Source organism: Paenibacillus xylanexedens (assembly GCF_001908275.1).
GTDB lineage: Bacteria > Bacillota > Bacilli > Paenibacillales > Paenibacillaceae > Paenibacillus > Paenibacillus xylanexedens_A.
In genome coordinates, this window is record NZ_CP018620.1 from 5113944 (window position 1) to 5137194 (window position 23251).

The window sequence follows — 23251 nt, forward strand, 5'->3', positions numbered from 1 at the left end:
CTGTTAACACTTGAAACTGCTACACATGAAAACGTTGATTTTGTTTTACCCGGGTAAGTGATTCTTATTAAGCGTTTTCAAAATCAGTATATCAACTCTTCTGATGGAGTGCAAGCGGTTAAGCGAAATTAATGATTTCTTCATCTGTAATGATATAATGGTGGCATAACGAAAGGAATGACCAATGACGATGGAATTCAGACAACTTCAATATACGCTGCAAATTGCGGCCGAACGCAATTTCTCCCGGGCAGCAGAGAAGCTGCATATTGCCCAGCCTTCATTAAGCCAGCAATTATCCAAATTGGAAAAAGAATTGGGTGTGCTGCTGTTTCAGCGTAATACAAGTACCGTGGAGTTAACCCATGCGGGTGTTACGTTTGTCGAGCAAGCCCAGAAGATCGTAGATGCCGTGGAGCTATTGCGTCAGGAAATGTCCGATATCTCCCAGCTTCGCAAAGGTAAAGTCGTTGTAGGCAGCATGCCGATCACGGGATCACACCTGCTCCCACACGTGCTTCCTGCGTTTCAACAAGCGTATCCCGAGATTGAAGTCACCTTGTTGGAAGACTCCGGGCTTACGCTTGAGAAATTGACAGCAAGCGGCAAAGCAGATCTCAGTCTGTTATCTCTTCCTTTACAAGAGCCAAGTCTCGCCTACGTTGCCATTGGAGAGGAAAAGATTGATCTGGCAGTTCCCCCGAATCACCCTTTGGCACGCAGGGCAGATCCGGAGCATCCGATTCCTGTGCGAATTGAAGAGCTTCGTGATGAACCGTTTGTTGTATTGAAAAAAGGACAGGGTTTCCGCAAACTTACATTTGATCTCTGTGAGCAGGCTGGTTTTGATCCCCAAGTTGTGTTTGAAAGCACCAATATTGAAACCGTTCAGTCGCTGGTCGCCACAGGTATGGGTATTACCCTGGTTCCACGCTTTATTGCCCGTGCGCCGCGCAGTGAGTTCGTGCCTGTGTATGTGCCACTTGCTGATCCTACTCCCAGCAGAACACTTGTTGTGGCTTATCGTCAAGGCAGAGTGCTGTCGAAGGCAGCCGAAGCATTCATCCATACGTTTCAACAAACCGTGGCCGAACTGTCAAAGGGAGACTAAGGAATTGCTCCTATGGGTATGGGTACATTTCGTACTGAAACAAAACAAAGGCTTGACCCTTATGGGCCAAGCCTTTGTCATATACTCGTTTCCCGCATCCGCAGGATAGAGTTCTTACATTGCAATCACAGTAACTGGTTACAGTACAATGTTGCTTGTTAAGTTGTTTAGCTTCAATGCTAATTTATAATGTTAACGTAGAAACGTACATAAGAAAACTTCATGTCTGGCGGTTTATTTACGCAAATTACGATCGCTTGTCAGCCTGTTTTGCTGATTCATTACACGGCCTTAGTCCTGAACAGTTGAATCAGGGGGTGATAGCCCTCCTGCTCCATTCTCTAAGAATGCCCTTAAGTGATCTTCCCTTGTGTTATCCTGTTCCAGTCTCCTGAGCGTATCTTTCACATGGTTGTCCATTGATTGATCATCCTCCTTGGTGACGGGATAGTTATCATTACCCGCGTCCTGGAAGAATAAACACTTTTTCTGAAGAATTTTATTTCAGTTTTTATTTTCCGCCAAAATACACGCCAGGTCGACGGTCTTCAAATACGGGAATCCGTCCGCGAACCTCATCTACCAGAGATGGACGAATAATTCCGGTCACGATCTCTTCCCCTTCGCCACCTTCAGCCACAATCTCACCCCAAGGATCAATGATGAGGGAATGTCCGAAAAATTCGGTCTCTCCCCCTTTACCTACACGGTTACAGGCGATCACATACATCTGATTCTCAATCGCTCGTGCGGTAAGCAACGTACGCCAGTGGTGCAGACGAGGTTTCGGCCATTCGGCGGGTACAATCAATGCCTTGGCACCATTCAAAGCAAGGGTGCGGGCAAGCTCCGGGAACCGGATGTCATAACAGATCGAAGCACCCGCTGTAAGACCGTTCTGCAATTCAAAAATTTCAGGTTCCGCACCAGGCTGTAAATATTTCTCCTCGTCCATCAGACGGAACAAATGTAATTTATCGTATCGTGTTACCTGTTTTCCTTCACGATCATAAGCGTACATTGTATTGTATATTTGACCATCCCGTTTCTCGGCAATCGAACCGCCAACGATGGAAATTTGATGTTTTTGAGCAAAAGCAGACAGCCATTCCCGAGATTTCTGGCCTTCCGGGTCAGCGAGTTCATGAATTTGAGTCAAAGCGTATCCGGTATTCCACATCTCAGGTAAAACAGCCAGCCCCAGATCCGGATATTGTTCTACCGCACGCTTAAGCAACATCTGCATATGTTTATGATTGGCCTCAGGGTCTCCGAGTTGAATATCGCCCTGAATCAGGGCTACACGCATTTCTCCCTGTTGTTTTTCTGTCATGACAAGCACTCCTCTGAACCGTAATACCTGCTATCATAGCTTGATCCTCTTGAGGACTGCAAGCCTGTTTTTATTATGAACTTGCACACAACAACTCAGGGAGCAGGGTCAACAATCGATCACTCGTGAGTGCATCACCCACATTCCAAGTTGACTCCTCCACAGGGTATACCCGACCATTCTGCACAGCCGGAAGGGCCCGCCAACTGGGACTTTTCATCAGCATCTCTGTAGCCTGTCTTGCCACAACTTCCTCAGGCAGCATAACAAACACATGATCTCCCGCGTACTGACATACCGCTTCAGCCGAAATTTCCTTATAGGCTCTGCCTGCCGCAAGTGCTTCCTTCACTTTGGTAACTGGCCTGAATCCCATTGGATGATATAACATAGGCGCCAGACCGATATTGCCCATAACAAATAATCGTGCACCCCGATGGTATGTAAATACGGATGCCGTTTCCCCCTCTTCAATCACAGTATGGATCTTCGCCCACATCTGCTCAGTACGCTCCGCATAAGAGGTTAGCCATTGTTCAGCCTGCGGTTGTCTGCCAAACCAGCTGCCCAATCTGCGCATTCGTTCTTCCAACGTGGCATGAGAATTGAAAGCAATCGTCGGTGCAATCCGGTGAAGTTGTTCGTACTGCTGTTCATTGCTGCTATCCAAAATAATCACATCCGGCTTCATGATAACAGCTGCTTCCACATTAACCGGAGCGACCGCGTCATATGTCCGATCTTCCAACAATTGAATGCCCAGCACCAGCAGATCCCCAGCGGAATCTCCGTAATACATAATTCGCTTCGGGTTTACTGGAATATTCACATCATGACCCAACCAATCTTGTACTAACGTCTGCTGCTGAATCGATCTGTCATATTGACGAGGAGATAATCCGGTCATTTGGCGAAAACGCCTGCTGAAATAATACTCATCCTTAAACCCCACACGGCTCGCTATATCCCGAAGTGGTTCATCTGATTTGCGAAGCCAGTCCTTGGCATGTTTGATGCGAACATGATTCACATAATCGAGCGGCTTGTGACCCGTGAGTTGTCTGAAAAGGAGCGTATATTGTACAGGTCTGATTTCCGCAAGACGTGCCAGTTTCTGTACAGTGATTTCTTCAGCATAATGGTCGTCCACATACTGAATCGTACTGTGTAGTCTTGCCTCCATACTCTGTTCCGTCTTTGGAGAAGTGTACCGGGTAATGATCATCTCCATCCATTTTTGGAACTGTGCATTCAGATGACTGTATTCAGCATCTGTTTTATAATTCCGAATGACATACATCTGCTCCAACAGCCCACTTAACGGAGCATAGGGATAACCATTCAATTGGTTTCTGCGCTCAAATACAGGGCGGGTAAAGAGCTCGGGATCACCCGTCAACACATGAATAACATCAAAAGCCATTATGATATATTTCAATTCCGAGTTATTACGATGTTCAATCTGGTACCCCTCTCCCGGAGAAAGCGGATAAACACATCCCGTAGTAAACGGAAACTGTTCATGCCCTATATATAAACGCCCATCCCCTTCTTCGCAGATCAGGAAGGCATGTTTCTCGCAAGCAACTTCCAGCATCACCTGTTCAGGTGGTTCAATTCGACGTACCAGATGATCCAGCCGAAACATGAATGCTGAAAAGAACAACGCTCCCCCATCGGCATCCAAAGCCTGCATGTCGGTTCACCTCGTTTTTTCTGAAATGAGAATAATTATCAATCATTCTGTATGGTCTGATTATAAGCGAGAGATTGTTAATAATCCAGATATGAGGTTAGTCAGCAAAAAAGAGCGTTCAACGAAATGTTGAAGGCCCCTTTCACTTTTTTATAACTGCATTACTCAAAGGTGTTACTGGTGCCTTATTGGCTCATCACCATTATTGAATCATCTGTTTTGGCAGCTCCTGTAACAGCCACTCCCTGGAAAGGGCATCACTAGAAGCTTTTACGATATTAAAACGATATACTTTTCCTTCTTTCACCGCAGGCAGGTTCTTCCAGATTGTACTATCCAGCAATTCCTTGGTGGATTGCTTCGCATCGTCGGTCACAGGATCCAGAATAAATATCCGATCACCGGCAAATTCAGATAATTTTTCAGTCGAAATCTCTACAAATCCCATGTCTTCATCCAATACTTTCTGGATTTCCGCGGTTGGCTTCAGCCCGTCTTTTCCGTATAACAACTGTGGCAATCCTGCACCTGCCATGACAAACAGACGATTCCCGGGATACATGGTGAATACCGAAGCGGTCTCCCCTTCTTTTAATCCGTTCTCATGAAGTTGCGTCCACATCTCTTCCGTCGCTTTTTGATGAGCTGTAACCCATTCCTCCGCTTCTTGCTTCTTATTCAACAAATCGCCAAGGATACGCATGCGATCTTCTATTAAACCAAATGAATCAAATGTAACCGTGGGTGCGACCTTTGCGATCTGATCATATTGAGCCTCGTCACTGTTGGAAAAAATAATCAGATCGGGATTCAGGTCTAACGCCTTTTCCACACTGATCGGAAATCCTACATCTTCTGCCTGAGCAACCTGATCATCAAATACGGTTCCCTCTTGACGAAGTATGCCGACAGGAACAACACCAAGCGCGAGCAGATCCCCTGTAACTTCTCCATGATAGATAACTCGCTTCGGATTTACAGGAATCTCAACTTCATGGCCTGTCCAGTCTTTGAATATCCGGGTCTCGCCCTCATTCGTTTCTTCCGTTGCAGTCGTGGTCTCTGTCGTTTCTGTGGCTGCTTTGGAATCATCTGCGCCAGCAGCAGGTGTTGCAGCCTGATTTCCACAAGCCAGTAGCAGGATGGATAACCATGTGATCGTTAATAATACTCCCGTATTTCGTATGCCTTTTTTCATTTCTATTTCTCCCCCTGTATCATGTGCGTTGTGCTAGAAATTAATGATATTGATTATCATTATCGGATATTATCATAAAACATGGCTTCTCTCAGCTCAATGGACAAAACGAAATGAGCACTTTCAGTTTTGTACAATACTCCGCTCTTTGCTCCTATGTACTGTATATTCAAGTGGATTTCCCTCTATACAGCTCGGGATTGACGTGATAAATTAATGAGAACTATTTGCCATTATTAATAACCGGAGTGATGAATATAATGACCCAATCAGACCATACATCTGCTCGTTCAGCTTTTAAGATACCGACTTCTGATGTGATGACACAGCTGCCAACGCAATTTTTTGCTACCCTTGTTCAAAATGTAAATCGTGAAATCGCAAGTGGACATGACGTGATCAATCTGGGTCAGGGGAACCCGGATACACCTACACCACCTCATATTGTGAAAACACTGCAGGAGTCGGCTGAGAATCCCCTCTACCACAAATACTCCCCTTTTAGAGGGCACTCTTTCCTGAAGGAAGCTGTCGCCAAACGTTATAAGGAAGATTACAACGTTGATCTGGACCCCGAGACTGAAGTAGCCATTCTGTTCGGGGGCAAAACCGGATTGGTTCAGTTACCTCAGGTCCTGCTTAACCCCGGCGACACCGTTCTCGTTCCAGATCCGGGCTACCCGGATTACTGGTCTGGTGTTGCGCTCGCCAAAGCAAACATGTCATTTATGCCTTTGCTCGAGTCCAATGCATTCCTGCCGGATTACGAAGCTGTTACAGCCGAAGATCGGGAGAAAGCCAAGCTGATGTTCCTGAACTATCCCAACAACCCAACGTCGGCAACGGCACCCCTTTCGTTCTACGAAGATACGGTTGAATTTGCCATTCAAAATCAAATCGTTGTTGCCAGCGATTTTGCTTACGGTGCGATTGGATTTGACGGACATCGTCCCGTAAGTTTCCTGCAAGCCCCTGGTGCCAAAGAAGTGGGCATTGAGTTCTATACGTTATCCAAAACGTACAATATGGCTGGATGGCGTGTTGGATTCGCGCTTGGTAATGCAGAGATTGTCTCTAAAATCAATCTGCTTCAAGATCATATCTATGTCAGTCTCTTCGGTGGAATTCAGGCTGCGGCAACGGAAGCACTTACTGGCTCACAGGAATGTGTAGCCTCACTGGTTTCACGCTACGAATCGCGTCGTAATGCATTTTATGACGCTCTTTCCTCGATAGGCTGGCAAGCTTCGAAACCAGCGGGTTCATTCTTCAGCTGGTTACCTGTACCTGCTGGTTATACCTCCGCTTCATTTGCAGACTTGTTACTGCGAGAAGCCAAGGTAGCCGTAGCCCCAGGTATTGGTTTTGGTTCGCATGGCGAAGGCTATGTGCGCGCGGGACTGTTAAGTGATGAAAACCGATTACGCGAAGCTGCCCAGCGGATTGGCAAGCTGAATTTATTCAAGTAATTTACAGGACGATAACCCCTTTGCATATGCCAAGTTTCCATGGTATGTTATAAGAAATATTGAACGAAACGTGATGACGGGACCAGTAAGAGAATATCAGTCGCGCCCAGAGAGTAAATTCCACCCTGCTGAAAGAATTTACCGCGGCTCTTCTCTGAAACCTACCCCTGAGCGGCCTGTTACGTGCAGGACAGTGCCTTCTGTTACAGGGCATGAAGCCGGATGATCTAATCATCAATAAAGGTGGTACCGCGGAAGTAACGAACTTTCGTCCTTTTTAACTAAAGGGCGGGAGTTTTTTTTGTACCCGCTAAAGCCTGCTCCAGAAGCACTTATTAATCATGTTTAAGGAAGTGAAACCATGACTTCACGTATTGTAGTTAAGATTGGAAGCAGCTCGCTTACAACGGAAGAAGGCGGTCTGGATCGCAGTTCGATCACCTTTTTTGCCGGAGAAATTGCAGCATTGGCTGATCAGGGCCATGAAGTACTTCTGGTCACCTCAGGAGCGGTAGCGGCCGGATTCCGGGAGATCGGTTACCCTCAGCGGCCTAAACAGTTGCATGAGAAACAAGCTGCAGCGGCCGTTGGGCAGGCATTATTGATGCAGGCATATCAACAGGCTTTTGCAGCGCACCGCGTTACTACGGCGCAAATTCTGTTAACTCGTACAGACTTTCACAGTCGTAAACGTATGGGTAATGCAGGCATGACCGTGGAGGAACTGCTCAAACAGCGAGTGATTCCGATTTTCAATGAGAATGATACAGTATCGGTGGACGAATTGAAGTTTGGTGATAACGATCTGTTGTCCGCATTGGTTGCAAACCTGGTGAAGGCACAACATCTAATTATTCTTACGGATACCAACGGCCTGTACACCGCAGATCCGCGTAAAGATCCTTCTGCCGTGCGTTACGACCGTATCCCCGAGATAACGGCGGAGATCTATGCTTTTGCCGGTGGTTCAGGTTCATCGGTTGGTACAGGCGGAATGCGATCCAAAGTAGATGCAGCCAAGGTTGCTACACGTGGAGGCGTACCTGTATTCGTGGGAAGTGTGAAAGAACCAGGAGATATGCAGCAGGCGGTTGATGGCACGGGCAAAGGAACTTACTTTGAGACACGACTCGCCTCGTTATCCCGTAAAAAGCAGTGGCTTGGCTTCATGTCTACTCCGCTGGGTACAGTCGTTGTCGATGATGGTGCTGAAGAGGCACTTGTCCATGGGGGGCACAGTCTTCTACCTGTAGGGGTCAAGCGGGTACTGGGAACATTCCATGCAGGAGACGTCGTAGAGGTCATTGGAATGGATGAAACCTTGCTCGGTCGCGGTATTGTCAATTATGATGATGACCAGCTTCGACTCATTGCCGGACTTCCCAGTGGCGAAGTGATGAAACAACTCGCTAGCATCCACAGACTTGAGGTTATTCATAGAGACGAATGGATTACGTTAAAATAAACATGAAGCAATATAGTGTTAAACTAATCATTTACACGTAACGGAGAGGACAGAAAAAACCTGAAAAAGCGTAGCGTTCGCCTTTATCACCGGATTTTCCCTTTAGAAAAGGGAATCGAAAAAATCTGGGGATAACAGCGATTGGAAGGTTATTCTGTCATCGTAGTGTCTGTGTGAATAATCTTTAGTCCAACATGTGGTTAAAATTTTAACTTTATATATATGAGGAGGAATTACGATGAGTGAAGTGAGAGAAAAAGCCAGCAAAGCCCAAGCCTCGGTTCCACAGCTGAACCGATTGAATACAGAACAGAAAAATACGGCCCTGCGTGTCATGGCAGATGCCTTGATTAAGGAAACAGATTCCATCATTACGGCAAACGCCGAAGATCTGGCACGCGGCAGAGAACAAGGCACGCCGGAATCTATGCTTGATCGACTCGCCCTTAATAAGGAGCGGATCGCAGGCATTGCTGAAGGGTTACGTCAGATTGCAGATCTGCCTGATCCAGTCGGCGAAGTGTTAGAGACATTTACCCGTCCAAACGGATTACATGTTGAAAAATTAAGAGTGCCGATTGGCCTGATTGGCATCATCTATGAAGCTCGTCCTAATGTAACTGTAGACGCAGCCGGATTATGTCTCAAAACAGGTAATGCAGTGCTTCTGCGCGGCGGTTCCTCTGCCCTGTCCTCCAATCGTAAAATTGTGGAGGTGCTGCATCAGGCACTCACAACGACAGACATGCCTGCTGATGCTTTGCAACTGGTTGAAGATGCAGATCGTGCTTCCGTAGATGAGATGCTTAAGTTGAACGGACTGCTGGACGTTATCATTCCACGCGGCGGTGCTTCCCTCATTCGTAATGTGGTTGCCAATGCAACGGTACCTGTCATCGAAACTGGGGCGGGCATCTGCCATACCTATGTGGATGAATCAGCCGATCCAGTTATGGCAGCCGAAATTGCCATCAATGCCAAGGCACAACGTCCATCCGTATGTAATTCCATGGAAACGTTGCTGTTGCATGCCGCATATGCGGAAGAACATCTGCCTGCTCTTGCCGAGCAATTCCGTGAGGCCAGTGTGGTCTTGAAAGGTTGCGACACGGTGCGCCGTCTTGTTCCTTCTGCCCTTGAGGCAACCGAGGAAGACTATGCGACCGAGTACAACGACTATATTTTAAATATCCGGGTGGTCGAGAACCTGGACGAAGCGATGCAGCACATCGCACATTACGGAACCAAACATTCCGAGTGTATCGTTACCCGGAATACAGCCCATGCAGAGCGCTTCATGCATGATGTGGATGCAGCAGCCGTCTATCACAATGCGTCCACACGTTTCACCGACGGGTTTGAATTTGGCTATGGAGCCGAAATCGGAATCAGTACCCAGAAACTGCATGCACGTGGACCGATGGGACTACCAGCACTGACATCAACCAAATATCGGATTACAGGCAATGGACAGATTCGTCAATAATATCCCAGCAACAGTTATATAGGAGGAACGATAAATATGAGTCAAGAGCAACAGACGTTACTACAACAGAAGATTACTTTCCACGGAGCAGGCGCGATGGCTGAAGCCATCGTGCGCGGACTGATCTCCCGCCTAGTCGTTCGTCCTCAGGATATTACGATGCTGAACCGCAGCAACCAGAAACGTCAGGAGGAGCTCAGCACCCGTTATGCTGTACATACCGGAACTGCCTCGCAATCCTTGGATCACCTTGCCTCCACTCCGGTCATTGTACTCTGTATGAAACCCAAAGATGCTGCCGCAGCGCTACGCGAGCTTGGTCCGCTGTTATCACCTGATCAACTGATCGTATCTGTCATTGCCGGATTATCAATCCGCACGATGCAGTCCTTGCTTGGTCGTAAACAACCGATCGCGAGAACCATGCCGAACACATCCAGTACCATTGGACTCGGTGCAACCGGGCTTGCCTTCTCTGCGGAGATTACGGATGAACAGCGTAGTACGGTGATGACCATGTTTGAAGCGGTTGGTATCGTGACCATCGTACCTGAAGATAAACTCGAAGTGCTCACAGGGATTTCCGGAAGCGGCCCTGCTTATGTATACTATTTAATGGAGGCCATGATTGCCGCAGGTATTCGCGGTGGATTATCCAGCCAGCAATCTCGTGATCTCACTGTTCAGACAGTGCTGGGCGCGTCACGTATGGTACAACAAACCGGTTTGGAACCGATGAAGCTTCGTAGTGATGTGACATCCCCGGGAGGGGCAACACAGGCAGCACTGAAGACGCTGGACGAAGGAGATTTCTTTGAAAATGTAATCGCAGCCGTCAACCGCTGTGCAGAGCGCTCACGGGAGATGGGAGCTGCTTTGGAAGGGGATTTAAAATGAATAACATGTGCACAGCCACATATCGTCTGCATGATGATCATGCAGACTTTCGCAAGAAAGCTCAGTCCATCGCGATCGGCATGACCGTTGGTAGCTGGACTGAGTTGCCACAAGCCCAGCGTGAAGCGATGCAAAAACATCTGGGTGAAGTAATCAGCGTAGAAGTAAATGAAGCTGAAGGCATGGCTGCGGGTGAGCGTTACGCCGATATTACTATCGGATATCCTGATGTTAACTTCAGTCGTGATATCCCTGCCCTGCTCGTGACGGTCTTTGGCAAAATCTCAATGGATGGCCGGATCAAATTAACAAAGCTTGGTTTCTCGGATAGCTTCCTCAGCGCATTCCCGGGACCCAAGTTTGGACTGAATGGTGTTCGTGATCTGCTTGGTGTTCATGATCGTCCACTGTTAATGAGTATCTTCAAGTCAGTTATTGGGCTAAATGCAGATGAACTGCGTGAACAATTTATTCGTCAGGCTCTTGGTGGCGTTGATCTGATCAAGGACGATGAGATTCTGTTCGAAAATAAATTGACACCTATCGAAAAAAGAGTCGAGGTCTGCATGAAAGCTGCCGAACAGGCACGCCAGGAGACGGGCAAGAAACTTCTGTATGCAACCAATCTTACAGGACCTACATCTCGTCTGAAGCAACAAGCTGAACGTGCCATTGGCGCTGGAGCAAATGCATTATTGTTCAACGTATTGTCATACGGATATGATGTCCTGCATGAACTCAGCAGTGATCCAGATATTAATGTGCCGATTATGGCTCACCCTGCTCTTGCAGGTGCACTGTATCCTTCACCACATTACGGCATCTCGGCTTCGGTTGTACTTGGCCAGCTGATGCGACTTGCGGGTGCCGATCTGGTGCTCTTCCCTTCTCCTTATGGATCTGTAACGATGCCGAAGGAAGAAAACATGGCGATCACGGAGCAATTACTGACAGCTGATCTGCCTGTACGAACCAGTATGCCAGTGCCTTCAGCCGGCATCCATCCAGGCCTTGTACCACTAATTTTGCGCGACTTTGGTACAGATGTCATCGTTAATGCTGGTGGCGGTATTCATGGACATCCTATGGGCACTGAGGCAGGCGGACGTGCATTCCTGCAAGCCATTGAGGCAGCTCAGCGTTCCATCCCACTCGCGCAATATGCAACCGAGCATCCGGAGCTGAAAAGCGCATTGGACCTATGGGGTGGCGAACGATGAGAAGTGATAAAAAAACAGTCATTTTCTGTGACTTTGACGGTACGATTACGCTCTCGGACAACATCGTAGCGATCATGAAACATTTCAAGCCTGAAGGCATTGAAGCGATTATGAAAGATACGATTGAGCAAAAAATCTCGCTGCGTGAAGGTGTTGGAGCCATGTTTGCTCTGTTGCCTGCATCGCAGAAAGATGAAATTGTAGAATTTGTGCTTGGACAAGCGGGGATCCGTGAAGGATTCAGCGAGTTTCTTGACTACGTTCGCAGCGAAGGGATCGAATTCAATGTGACCAGCGGTGGTATGGACTTTTTCATTGAACCGTTACTCGCACCATTTCATATCCCGCAGGATCATGTCTATTGCAACGGAGCTGACTTCTCGGGTGAAACCATTAAGATTGAATGGCCGAATCCCTGCCAGCCTCCTTGTGAAAACGGCTGCGGCATGTGCAAAACAACCGTGATTCGTACCTTCCCGGAAGATCAATATAATCGAATTCTCATTGGAGACAGTTTGACGGATTTTGAAGGTGCCAAAATTGCCGATCTCGTCTACTCTCGCTCCATTTTGACGGACAAATGTATTGAACTTGGTGTGGACCATGTGCCATTCGTTACCTTTTACGATATCATCGAAGATATGAAACAGAAGCAAACACAAGGAGTGCTGTAAACGATGGGTTTTGAAAAGATTACATTGGAACACAAACGTCAGGTCCTTGAAGAACTGGCTGATATTAAAGCGTTGTTTGCCAGTCGTAACTGGTTCCCCGGAACAAGTGGCAATCTGTCGATGCGTGTAGGAGACTTTGACCCGGAGCAATTTTATTTTGCGGTTACCGCCTCAGGCAAAGACAAATCTCTTCGCACACCGGAAGACTTCCTTTTTGTGGACAAACTCGGCAAAGCAATTGAGACAACAACGTTGAAACCAAGTGCCGAAACGTTGATTCATTGTGAAATCTATCGTTTGACCGGTTGTGGTGCTGTATTCCACGTGCATACTGTGTTTAACAACCTGATCAGTGAATTCTTTGGAGCAAATGGACACGTACCGATTCAAGGAATTGAATTGATCAAGGCTTTCAACATCTGGGAAGAAAATGCGGAGATTCGTGTACCCGTCCTGCCTAACTTTGCAGATATTCCATCTATCGCTGAATTGGTGCCAGGTGTACTTGATGCCAACGTACCAGGAATTTTGCTGCGTAACCACGGCATATATGCGTGGGGCAAGGATGCTTTTGAAGCGAAACGTCATCTGGAAGCGTTCGAGTTCCTGTTCGAAGTGATGTACCGTCAACTTCTGCTGAAGGGTGCTACGAAATAGCAAACATTTATTCGAAATCAAAGCTGCACAACCAAAAACACGCCAGAGGCTGATATACATAGCCCTTGGCGTGTTTTTATGTTGAGGGATGATTTATTTGCACACATGTATGTGCTACATAAGTTGAACTAATCATTTACACGATAACGGAGAGGACAGAGAAAATCTAAAAAAGCGAAGCGTTCGCCTTTATCCCCGGATTTTAACCTTTGGAAAATGGAATCGATAAAATCTGGGGATAACAGCGATTAGAAGGTTGCTCTGTCATCGTAGTGTCAGTGTAAATAATCTTTAGGTCACTCTACAGTCGATCATCCCGATCCTTGAATAAAAAGAGACTGTCTGCTCCCTCATCATTTCGATGAGTAGCACTTTGGATACCCGTCCCCCGTTGCTTGCCAAACAGCAGTTTCAAGCCGCCAAAAATGAGCAGCAAGGATACGATGACGGTGTTCAAATAGGAACGGATCTCGTATGTCATAAATGCATTTGGGAAGAGCTCATTCAGCTGTGGAATGACAAGTCGGATCGTCAGGTAATATAGACCCAGCGCGGCAATTCCGAATCCAATCAGACGCTGATGGCGAGCCCAGTCCTTGAAGATTGGTTGATCAACCAAAGGCTCGCGTCCATAACGACTGGAGCACTGGAGCCCGTCAAAGAAGCTGTAGAACCAGACCAGTGGAATCATGAACAGAAACACAGATAAGTGAAGCAGGTCCAGAACATAGATGCTGCCCAAGAACAGGAACATCAATTGCATGCCTCTTTTCTGCAATCCAAGATATAGATGACCTGCACCTGGAAAAGCGGATAGCAGCGTTGCAAGCACTTTGCTACGTCGTCCGGCTACTCTGCCCATCTCCAATTCTTCGAATAATGTCCGATCCTGCAACACCTCACCAGCCTGCTTACGGTGAACGTGCTGCACCGCATCAAACATGCAGTATACCCATATTACAGGCAGAATGAGTAAGAACATTAAAAATACCGATTCATTGGTGATCGAAGCTACAAAAACCATCATGGCAAATGAACCAAAGAACGCCATCAGGAAGGACAACCCACGATGCAACAATCCCAGGTGAAGATGTCCCAATCCTGGAACAAATGAGAGCAAAATGGTGAAGAATCGTTCACCCTCACTGCCTTTTCGATACATGGGTTGACCATAGGGCCCCTCAGGATGGCCATATTCACCACCTGGATGTTGATGTAGCTCATCTTCATTCATCTGCTCCATAGGCCCTTGCTGACCCATGTATGCTCCCTGGTAGGCTGCCCCTTGGTGTGGAGGTGCTCCATAAGCCGCACCGTATCCCCTATAATGTGCTTCTCGGGCAGAAGGTGTACGGAGCAGAACAATAACCATATCCAGCATGCTGATCCCCCAGAAGAAAGCAGCAAAAAGTGCACCGAAAATCAATAAATCTTGTTCATTAGTGACCATGGCTAACATGAATGAGCCAACAGCTGTTCCGAAGAAAAGCAATGGATAGATCACAGCCCTTGCAGCCCGTCCCCAATACATGAAACCAAGACCTGGTATCAGGTTTAATAGAAATGCGAGTAATTTGTTACGATCTGAGTGCACAGTCGTCATCCTTTCTTTTCAGGCAATGCGAAACTATTTATGGTTTAGGCTTGAGGTTATCCAGCCATGAAGTGGCTGCCTCCGTCCATTTCTCGGTAAATGACCCTCTGTGGTCGCCATCCTGGAACTTGTGATATGGTGCTACCTTGTCAAAAAGTCCAGACGAGAGGAAGATCAATGTCAAACAGGCCGCTACCGCGTAATGGAACACTTTATGATCAAGCCAGCGCCGGTTTCGTCCAGCACGGGATTTGCGTTGTACCTTGGGTGATTGAATGCCCTCAATCCGATGCATGACTGAATCCGCAAACCCTGTTGGGTCATGTAGCGGAGGCAGTTCTCCGTGGATACCAAGCGCTTCCAGATAGATGTCCATCGCATCCGGATCTTCCATCAGAAGCTGTTCCATCTGGTTCGCTTGAGTTTCACTCATATGGCCTTCAATATAATCAGTCCATTGCGCAGCGGTATACTTCTCCTGTTTACTCACGCCATTCATCCTCCTTCCAATTTTTTCGAATCCACTGCCGGGCACGATACAATCGGGATTCCACAGTCTTCACAGCTACCTGTGCATCACTGGCAATCTGCTCATAATTTTTTTCGCTTAGATAATACGCAGTGATAATGTCACGATGCTGAGCAGGCAACTGATTAATTCGTTCGCGAAGTTTATCCTGACGTTCTTCACGAACGAGACGGGTAAGAACGTCTTCATCCCGTCCGGGCATATTGATTATTTTTTCTTCTCCACCCAGATCCTCAGCAGTTCGTCTGCCCAGCTTGCGTTTGGCATCAATCGCTTTGTGAAAGGCAATTCGGGTTAACCACGTTTTGAAACCTTCAGAACGGTAGTCGGGGAGAGATTTATACATCTGTATGAACGCCTCCTGAGCTGCATCCTGTGCTTCCTGATCGTTCCTGAGTACGGAATAGGCCACATGATATACATGCTGGCTATACTTATCAATCAGAGTACGCATCTGGGATGTATCTCCTTGACGGATTTGTTCGATTACGCGCGCTTCATCAATAACTCTCCCCTCCTCTCCAATACAATAGACGACAGCTTGTGTGTTAACCCCTGCGTGATCTATCAAATTTTTGTAAAACAAAATGAAATCATTGCCTGAAAGGTTGATGTTGCTGATCACTCATCCAATCTTTAATCCAAAAAAAACAGGCACAGAATGACTTCTGGCCTGTTTCTTATCCCTGCCTACGCTGGAATTAACGTCCACCATTACGAAACCGCTGCGTGTACGCCTTCGCGTCTTGAACGGTCTTGACACGATTGCGACTCCACTCAAGCAGAATTCGATCGATATACCGGAAATGTACTTTGCCTGCAAAAACCGCTTCCTTCAGAGCCATTAGAATCAATTCCTCTTGATAACGGTCCTGATCCAACCAGCCGGATATCGTCTCGCACTCCATTGGAGAGAGCGGACGTCCAAATTCTTTTTCAAAGATGGAGAACATGTTCCGTTCTTCCTCTTCTTTTTGAACACTGTTCGAATCTTGACGTGCTGTATTGCTACTCTGCTGCTCCGCACGGAATGCGGCTACTTCTTCAGCAGTGCACGCTGCAAGCTTGGCATATAATCCATGTAAATCATATCGCTCGTACTGGATGTCCCGTTCTTCGTCACGGTGCTCGTCAATAGCAATATACCCATCCCTCATCAGACGTTGCAACATTCTGGCAATGCCTTCAGGTGCAAGTCCCATGCGCGCCGCAAGCTCTTCAAGCGTGGGAAACTCATTGAACTCTGCCTGACGGAACCCTAGCAGTTGAATCAGAAGAAGCACTTCTGCATCTGATAGGCCAAGCTGGTGATAAAAACGTAACAAGGCATACGGCAGATGGGCTGTACCCGATGTCATGCCATAAGCTGCTCCATCCAACCAAGCTTTGGATGTGGTGTCTTCCATAGACGCTCCTCGGTTAAGCATTAAGGGTACAGACGATAGAGCATACGTGGGAATGCGATTGTTTCACGTACATGATCCAATCCACAGATCCATGCTACCGTCCGCTCCAATCCCAGACCGAAACCGGAGTGAGGAACCGATCCGTATTTACGCAAATCCAGATACCATTGGTAAGCTTCATCCGAGAGATTGTGCTCCTCAAAACGTTGTTGCATCAATTCCGGATCATCGATACGCTGCGAACCGCCAATAATCTCTCCGTAGCCTTCTGGTGCAATCATATCAGCACAGAGAACAACTTCTGGACGATTCGGATCTGGTTTCATATAGAATGCCTTGATTCCAGCAGGGTAATGCGTGATAAAGACAGGTGTATTGTACTTCTCAGCAATTGCTGTTTCGTGTGGTGCACCGAAGTCTTCTCCCCAAGGAATATCAAAGCCTTGTCCATGCAGGAATTCAATCGCTTCATCATACGTAATACGCGGGAATGGAGCTACGATGCCTTCGAGTTTGGATACGTCACGACCGATAGATTCCAGTTCAGTACGGCAGTTTTTCACCACGGATTGAACGACATGAGCGATAAATTTCTCTTGTACGCGCAGACTTTCCTCGTGATCTACAAATGCCATTTCCGGCTCAATCATCCAGAACTCAATCAAGTGACGACGTGTTTTGGACTTCTCTGCGCGGAATGTTGGACCAAATGAATATACTTTGCCCAGAGCCATAGCTGCGGCTTCCATATACAATTGACCACTTTGTGTCAGATAAGCATCTTCATCAAAGTATTTGATGTGGAACAGGTTCGTTGTTCCTTCCGCAGACGATGGTGTCAAAATCGGAGGATCAACTTGTGTGAATCCGTTACCATCAAAGAACTGCTGAACAGCGCGAATAATCTCTGCACGAATCACCATAACAGCACGTTGCTTCGTAGAACGAAGCCACAGATGACGATGATCCATCAAGAAATCGACACCATGCTCTTTAGGCGTAATTGGATAGTTTTCAGTCAGGTGAATGATCTCAACCCCTGTAACAGTCATCTCGTAACCGGACGCACTGCGAGGTTCTTCACGAATAATACCTGTAACATACAAAGAGCTTTCTTGAGTCAGGCTCTTGGCATTGTTCCAGATCTCTTCACTAACTTCACTTTTCACAACAACCCCTTGGATATATCCGGTTCCATCACGTAGCTGCAAAAACTGAATTTTACCGCTGGAACGTTTGTTGTTAATCCAGGCACCGATTGTTACGGTTTCGCCCACATGCTCGTTCACATTACGAATTACACAATTCGTATTCATGCCCATATCTCCCCTTGGTTCCTGAATTTGAAAATGCAGCGGGCAGGCTTATGCCTGTCCTCTGCACTTCCTTGTCATTCTATATTTACTTTACAGTTAGATTACTGAGAATTCAATACGATTCGGTGTGTATCACGTGCAATTACCAATTCTTCGTTTGTTGGCACAACGAGAACTTCCACTTTGGAGTTCGCTGTTGTAATCCGGCGTGGTTCACCAGAACGAATGGCATTCAAAGCTTCATCCAGTTCAACACCCAGATAAGTGAGTTGCTCACATACTTTTTGGCGAAGTACAACGGAGTTCTCACCTACACCAGCCGTAAAGACAATCACGTCTACACCGTTCATTGCAGCTGCATATGAGCCGATGTATTTACGCAGACGGTATTCGTACATTTCAAAAGCAAGCGTGGAGTTGGCATCGCCATTCTCCATACCTTCCGTAATCTCACGCATGTCACTGCTGATTCCGGAGATCGCAAGCAATCCACTGTGTTTGTTCAACATAGAGTTCACTTCGCTTACGCTCAGTTCTTCCTTGTTCATTACATAAGGTACGATGGCTGGGTCAAGGTCACCAGAACGCGTTCCCATCATCAATCCTTCAAGCGGAGTCATACCCATCGAAGTATCAACGGATACGCCACCTTTAACTGCTGTTACACTACCGCCGTTACCGACGTGACAAGTGATAATTTTCAGATCTTCCACTGGACGATCCAGATATTCAGCAGCTGCCTTGCTTACGAAATCATGGGAAGTACCATGTGCGCCGTAGCGACGTACTTTATATTTTTTGTAAAGTACACGCGGAATAGCATACAGGTAAGCTTTTTCAGGCATCGTCTGATGGAACGCTGTATCAAAGACCATAACTTGTGGCACACCAGGCATATTTAATTCAGCCGCACGAATACCCATCATTGCTGCAGGGTTATGAAGTGGAGCCAAGTCGAACAAACGACGAATTTCAGCTTTGGCAGCATCATCTACCAATGCAGATTCTTTAAATGCTTCACCACCGTGAACAACACGATGTCCAACAGCTTGAATTTCACTTACAGAATCCAGTACACCATTTTCTTTGTGAGTCAAAATATCAATGACTTTACGGATCGCTGTTGTATGCTCCAGAATCTCACTAACTTCTGTAACATCCTCACGGCCTGTCGGTTTGTGTGTCAGGATGGAGGAATCCATTCCGATCCGTTCTACCAAACCTTTAGCCAGTACAGATTCGTCAGTCATATTATACAGTTGATATTTGAGCGAGGAACTCCCCGCATTAATTACGAGTACTTTCACAGTCGGTCACCATCCTTGTCGTACTTGAAGAATCCTTCGCCTGTTTTGGCACCCAGGTGTCCTGCACGCACCATTTTCTTCAGGACTGTAGAAGGACGATATTTCAATTCTCCGAATTCACGGAACATTCTTTCGAGTGCAGCTTCAACAGAATCCAGTCCGAAACGGTCAGCCATTTCGAGTGGTCCATGTTGGAAGTTGTATCCGATACGCATTGCATCATCGATATCTTCAGCAGATGCAACACCTTCTTGCAATACATGCAACGCTTCGTTAATCAGCAGGCAGATCAGACGGGAAGTTACGAATCCAGGGGATTCATAAATCATGACTCCTTTTTTGTCCGCTACTTCTTCAACAAAACGTCTGGTCTCTTCGAATGTTGTATCCGAAGTTTTCAGTCCACGAATAATCTCTACAAGATCAACCCGGGATACCGGGTGAATAAAGTGCATACCAATAACACGCTCCGGGTATTTGGTCGAGCTTGCAAGCTCGGTCAAACTCAGCGTGGATGTATTACTTGCCAGAATGACATTGCTTGGGCAAACTTGGTCCAGTTGGCTGAATACTGCTTTTTTCGCATCCAGATCTTCTGAAATTGTCTCAATGACCATGTCGCAAGTTCCAAGTTCAGCTAAATGAGCTACCTTGGTAATACGGGAAAGAATCAATTTCTTCTCCGCTTTTGTAATCGCCCATTTCTCCAGTTGTTTATCCAGGTTGGTTTCGATCATGTCATATGCATGATCCAGCTTTTGTGTTGTATGCTCCACGAGAAGCACATCAAGTCCTTTGGCTGCGAGCATCTGGGAAATACCTTGCCCCATCGTACCGCCGCCGACAACTCCTATTTTTTTGAAAAACATGGTTCTGCTCCATCCTTTCGGTTCTCTATTTCTCTATTGTACCCTGTTCGCCGAAAATTACAAATTTCGACCCAACATATAATAATATCTTAGCACGAGTGAAATGTAAAAAAAAATAACCAACATAAATAAATTATGCTGGTAGAAGGGCACTGTCACGAGATTGACAACGAAATTGCTCGCCAGACAAAACTTCCTCACGAATCAAGATGTCGAGTGAATTGTCGAAAATTGTCCGTTGTTCTTCAAGTAACCGCTTTGTCTGTTCCATCAGTTCTTGCAGAATTAATTTATTCTCTCGCATCAGTTCCTCGGTTGTGACCATATCCATGTTCACAATCCCAAGTGAAGTCAACCCCGAAGCCATCATCGTCTGTACAACATTGGTTGCCTGATCAAAGTCATTGCGTGAACCTGTGGAACGACCACCGTAGTACATTTCCTCCGCAGCTGCTCCTCCGAGTGCAATCATGATCTGCTCTTCCAGAAAGCGCTTCGTATAGAGGAACTGTTCTTGTTGCGGGTTATGACGTACATATCCCAGCGCCTGACCACGCGGACTAAGTGCCACCTGACTAACACTGCCTGGACGAACGAGTTCAGCCATAATGGCATGTCCCAACTCATGAATGGCGACCCTTTTCTTCTCTTCCACGCTGGACTCACGGTCTGTCTTCTCACCCATCATGACTTTATCAATAGCCAGGGACAAATGCCGCTGTTCGATGTTTAACAGCCCGTCTCTCATGGCGTATATTGCTGCTTCGTTCATCACACTTTCGAGCTGTGCACCGGAGAAACCATATGATTCTTCCGCTGTTTTCTCCAGATTAACTTCCTTCAACAGAGGTTTGTTCACCGCATGCAGTTCCAGAATATGCTTTCTGCCCTTTTTGTCAGGCAAGTCCACTTGAATGTGGCGGTCAAAACGTCCCGGTCGCGTCAGGGCGCTATCCAGCATCTCTTTACGGTTCGTTGCAGCGATAACCAGAATTCTTGGCGTATCGGAAGAATAGATTCCATCCATTTCCGTCAGGAGCTGATTCAGGGTCTGATCGTATTCACGCTGTTGACCACCCTCACGTTTCCCCCCGATGACATCGATTTCATCGATAAAGATAATAGCGTTTTCCTTATTTTCCTTGGTGGCACGGGTTCTCGCGTCCTTGAACAAATCCCGAATTCTGCTGGCACCCACACCAACATACATTTCCACGAACTCACTACCCGATGCTGCTACAAAAATAGAATCGGTGTAATGGGCAGCAGCCTTGGCCATCAACGTTTTCCCTGTCCCTGGAGGGCCCGTCAGCAAGATCCCTTTTAACGGGCGAATCCCGAACTTCCGGATTTCTTCATGTTTGATCAGAAAGTCAAGCGCTTCACGCAATTCCTGCTTAGCACTGTCTTGTCCGCCAATTTCTTCAAAAGTAAGCTTGGAAGGTCCTTTTTTCTTCCGTTTACGTTCCTGTGCAGCGCCTACTGTAATCCCGCCACGCATCTGCATCATGAACAGCAAAGCTCCGACAAGCACTGCTGCAATCAGGATCGGAACAATATTAACACCAGTAAAAGCAAGGAAAATAATCAATACGGGAAAAAATCCGATGGCAACTTCTTTTGTCCACTTAGGCATTAGGCCACACTCCTATCTGACCGGGCACACGCGGCAGAATAATAAACTTGCTGGCATCTCCGTCTCTGAGACTGACATATACATTGTTGTCATCCATCGCTGTATTTACCTTAATTCCATTCGTCGCCATCTTTGACAACGTTGGTGTAATCTCGGTGTATTGCTTGTTCTCCATCGCCTGAGCTACGGTGAACATCGCATCCCCCCACCAACTCTCCAGTGCTTCACTGGAATGATCCACAACATCCAACTTTAGTGAACGTGTTCCAAGTAACGTCTGTCCTTCTTTGTGAATATATTGTACCAGTCTGCCCAAATCAACATCAGGTTGCAGATCCAGTTTCAATTGTACGTCATTGCGGTTAATAGTTAATTGAACGTCATTGACTCCATCGTACTGGGTTACCATTTTTTCAATCGGATTCTGCACAGCCACCTGACGATATACAAACCAACCTCCAAACAACACAACGGCTGAAATGACGGCAGTTATAGCAATAGGCAATACTTTTAGCTTCAAGTGAATTACCCCTCCCAGATTTTGGCCCAACCTACTGGCTTATTGGTATATACGAATATGTGCACATTGACTCCTGAGATAATTTCGACAGGTTTATTTGTTTTTGAATGTAACTTTGAGTACATATCTGAGTATATCACATCGTATATACAATTTCGAAGGCGAAAATATGAATAAATTATTAATTTTAACTATTTAAATCAAAAATGTTTACAGACAACACAAAGAACCGGTTCAGTCGGATATCCGTCTGCCGGTTCTTTCATTTCATTAAATTCTCTAGTTATGTCACTCTATTTGTTCTAGCTGTTCGGGAGTGTGTAGACCAGGTCCACCTGTTCTCCGTTGCTAAAACGATAAAAGCGATAGTGGTTATGCGTACCGTCTTTATAATACACTTGCCACACATATATTCCATTCACAACTCCGGGCATGATTCGCTTAATCTCACCGGCAGGAACTTCAGAACTAAAGCGATTGCGGATCTGCGCTTCGGACATGCCGTTCTGCAGCAACTCGCTGTGTACAGCGTTTGCACCCGTAGCAGGTTGATTGTTTGCGTCGAACTTAACCCAGACCATAACATCCTGGTTATCCTTGTTTTTGCCGATCAGAGTCCAGTAGATGTTGTCAGAGCCTTCTTTGTCTCCCCAGATGTACTTACGCAATTCATCATAGGATGTAATGCCCAGTTGCTCCTGTGCTGCTTGTATGGCGAGCGCTTCTTCCTTGCGTTGGTCCTGCGTGACATGGACGTAATAACGCTGAAGTCCAAACAGAATCAGAACCAGTGCAAGCAGCGAAATCCATATCCACTTCTTTTTTTTCTTCAAAAGCCGAACTTCCTTTCCCTATGATGCTGTCCTGC

General features: G+C 46.6%; 21 protein-coding genes. 8 read left to right on the plus strand and 13 right to left on the minus strand.

Annotation, left to right across the window (positions count from 1 at the left end; all coding sequences use genetic code 11):
- Positions 1-190 precede the first annotated feature (190 nt).
- Positions 191-1111 (plus strand): LysR family transcriptional regulator, encoded by a 921-nt coding sequence (locus tag BS614_RS22240; RefSeq protein ID WP_074096955.1) that lies wholly within the window; start codon positions 191-193, stop codon positions 1109-1111.
- A 511-nt stretch (positions 1112-1622) separates the two neighbouring features.
- On the opposite strand, the gene BS614_RS22245 is transcribed toward BS614_RS22240, so the two are convergent.
- From BS614_RS22245 to BS614_RS22255, 3 genes are all read right to left on the minus strand, one after another.
- Positions 1623-2444 carry a carbon-nitrogen family hydrolase gene (locus BS614_RS22245; RefSeq protein ID WP_074095606.1) on the minus strand — a complete coding sequence of 274 codons (822 nt, stop codon included), beginning with the start codon at positions 2442-2444 and terminating at the stop codon, positions 1623-1625.
- Between the two features lie 73 nt (positions 2445-2517).
- The gene (locus BS614_RS22250; RefSeq protein ID WP_074095607.1) at positions 2518-4140 is read right to left on the minus strand and encodes an ABC transporter substrate-binding protein; all 1623 of its coding nucleotides are present in this window, start codon (positions 4138-4140) and stop codon (positions 2518-2520) included.
- Positions 4141-4342: 202 nt separating this feature from the next.
- On the minus strand, positions 4343-5338 hold the full coding sequence (locus BS614_RS22255) for an ABC transporter substrate-binding protein (RefSeq protein WP_074095608.1): 996 nt from the start codon (positions 5336-5338) through the stop codon (positions 4343-4345).
- Between the two features lie 260 nt (positions 5339-5598).
- Here BS614_RS22255 and BS614_RS22260 point away from each other — a divergent pair, with 260 nt between their 5' ends.
- From BS614_RS22260 to BS614_RS22290, 7 genes are all read left to right on the plus strand, one after another.
- On the plus strand, positions 5599-6807 hold the full coding sequence (locus tag BS614_RS22260) for a pyridoxal phosphate-dependent aminotransferase (RefSeq protein ID WP_074095609.1): 1209 nt from the start codon (positions 5599-5601) through the stop codon (positions 6805-6807).
- A gap of 361 nt (positions 6808-7168) precedes the next feature.
- Positions 7169-8272 (plus strand): glutamate 5-kinase, encoded by a 1104-nt coding sequence (proB, locus tag BS614_RS22265; protein WP_074095610.1) that lies wholly within the window; start codon positions 7169-7171, stop codon positions 8270-8272.
- Positions 8273-8510: 238 nt separating this feature from the next.
- Positions 8511-9758, plus strand: a complete 1248-nt coding sequence (locus BS614_RS22270; protein WP_074095611.1) for a glutamate-5-semialdehyde dehydrogenase — start codon at positions 8511-8513, stop codon at positions 9756-9758.
- Positions 9759-9794: 36 nt separating this feature from the next.
- On the plus strand, positions 9795-10655 hold the full coding sequence (gene proC, locus BS614_RS22275) for a pyrroline-5-carboxylate reductase (RefSeq protein WP_036671976.1): 861 nt from the start codon (positions 9795-9797) through the stop codon (positions 10653-10655).
- A complete protein-coding gene (locus BS614_RS22280) occupies positions 10652-11875 on the plus strand; it encodes a 2,3-diketo-5-methylthiopentyl-1-phosphate enolase (protein ID WP_074095612.1) in 1224 nt (407 codons plus the stop codon). The genes proC and BS614_RS22280 overlap by 4 nt, the downstream gene beginning before the upstream one ends.
- Entirely contained in the window at positions 11872-12549 is a 678-nt protein-coding gene (locus tag BS614_RS22285; RefSeq protein ID WP_074095613.1) for a 2-hydroxy-3-keto-5-methylthiopentenyl-1-phosphate phosphatase, read from the plus strand. Before BS614_RS22280 ends, BS614_RS22285 begins: the two co-directional genes overlap by 4 nt.
- A gap of 3 nt (positions 12550-12552) precedes the next feature.
- On the plus strand, positions 12553-13206 hold the full coding sequence (locus BS614_RS22290) for a methylthioribulose 1-phosphate dehydratase (protein ID WP_074095614.1): 654 nt from the start codon (positions 12553-12555) through the stop codon (positions 13204-13206).
- 301 nt (positions 13207-13507) lie between these two features.
- On the opposite strand, the gene BS614_RS22295 is transcribed toward BS614_RS22290, so the two are convergent.
- The 10 genes from BS614_RS22295 to BS614_RS22340 form a co-directional block, all read right to left on the minus strand.
- Complete coding sequence (locus BS614_RS22295) at positions 13508-14809, minus strand: multi-tm2 domain protein (protein WP_084174683.1); 1302 nt, start codon at positions 14807-14809, stop codon at positions 13508-13510.
- A 28-nt stretch (positions 14810-14837) separates the two neighbouring features.
- On the minus strand, positions 14838-15290 hold the full coding sequence (locus tag BS614_RS22300; protein ID WP_047843538.1) for a hypothetical protein: 453 nt from the start codon (positions 15288-15290) through the stop codon (positions 14838-14840).
- Complete coding sequence (locus BS614_RS22305; protein ID WP_235193861.1) at positions 15283-15783, minus strand: RNA polymerase sigma factor; 501 nt, start codon at positions 15781-15783, stop codon at positions 15283-15285. Before BS614_RS22305 ends, BS614_RS22300 begins: the two co-directional genes overlap by 8 nt.
- 247 nt (positions 15784-16030) lie before the next feature.
- On the minus strand, positions 16031-16735 hold the full coding sequence (locus tag BS614_RS22310) for a DnaD domain-containing protein (RefSeq protein ID WP_081745877.1): 705 nt from the start codon (positions 16733-16735) through the stop codon (positions 16031-16033).
- 20 nt (positions 16736-16755) lie between these two features.
- On the minus strand, positions 16756-18051 hold the full coding sequence (gene asnS, locus BS614_RS22315; protein ID WP_074095616.1) for an asparagine--tRNA ligase: 1296 nt from the start codon (positions 18049-18051) through the stop codon (positions 16756-16758).
- A 101-nt stretch (positions 18052-18152) separates the two neighbouring features.
- Positions 18153-19358, minus strand: a complete 1206-nt coding sequence (locus BS614_RS22320) for an acetate/propionate family kinase (protein ID WP_036671987.1) — start codon at positions 19356-19358, stop codon at positions 18153-18155.
- A complete protein-coding gene (locus BS614_RS22325; protein ID WP_017687750.1) occupies positions 19355-20227 on the minus strand; it encodes a 3-hydroxyacyl-CoA dehydrogenase family protein in 873 nt (290 codons plus the stop codon). The genes BS614_RS22320 and BS614_RS22325 overlap by 4 nt, the downstream gene beginning before the upstream one ends.
- Before the next feature lie 133 nt (positions 20228-20360).
- Positions 20361-21863: an AAA family ATPase gene (locus BS614_RS22330; protein ID WP_074095617.1), complete on the minus strand. Its 1503-nt coding sequence runs from the start codon at positions 21861-21863 to the stop codon at positions 20361-20363.
- On the minus strand, positions 21856-22383 hold the full coding sequence (locus tag BS614_RS22335) for a hypothetical protein (RefSeq protein ID WP_074095618.1): 528 nt from the start codon (positions 22381-22383) through the stop codon (positions 21856-21858). The genes BS614_RS22330 and BS614_RS22335 overlap by 8 nt, the downstream gene beginning before the upstream one ends.
- Before the next feature lie 302 nt (positions 22384-22685).
- Positions 22686-23216 carry a DUF5590 domain-containing protein gene (locus tag BS614_RS22340; RefSeq protein WP_074095619.1) on the minus strand — a complete coding sequence of 177 codons (531 nt, stop codon included), beginning with the start codon at positions 23214-23216 and terminating at the stop codon, positions 22686-22688.
- Positions 23217-23251: the final 35 nt, after the last annotated feature.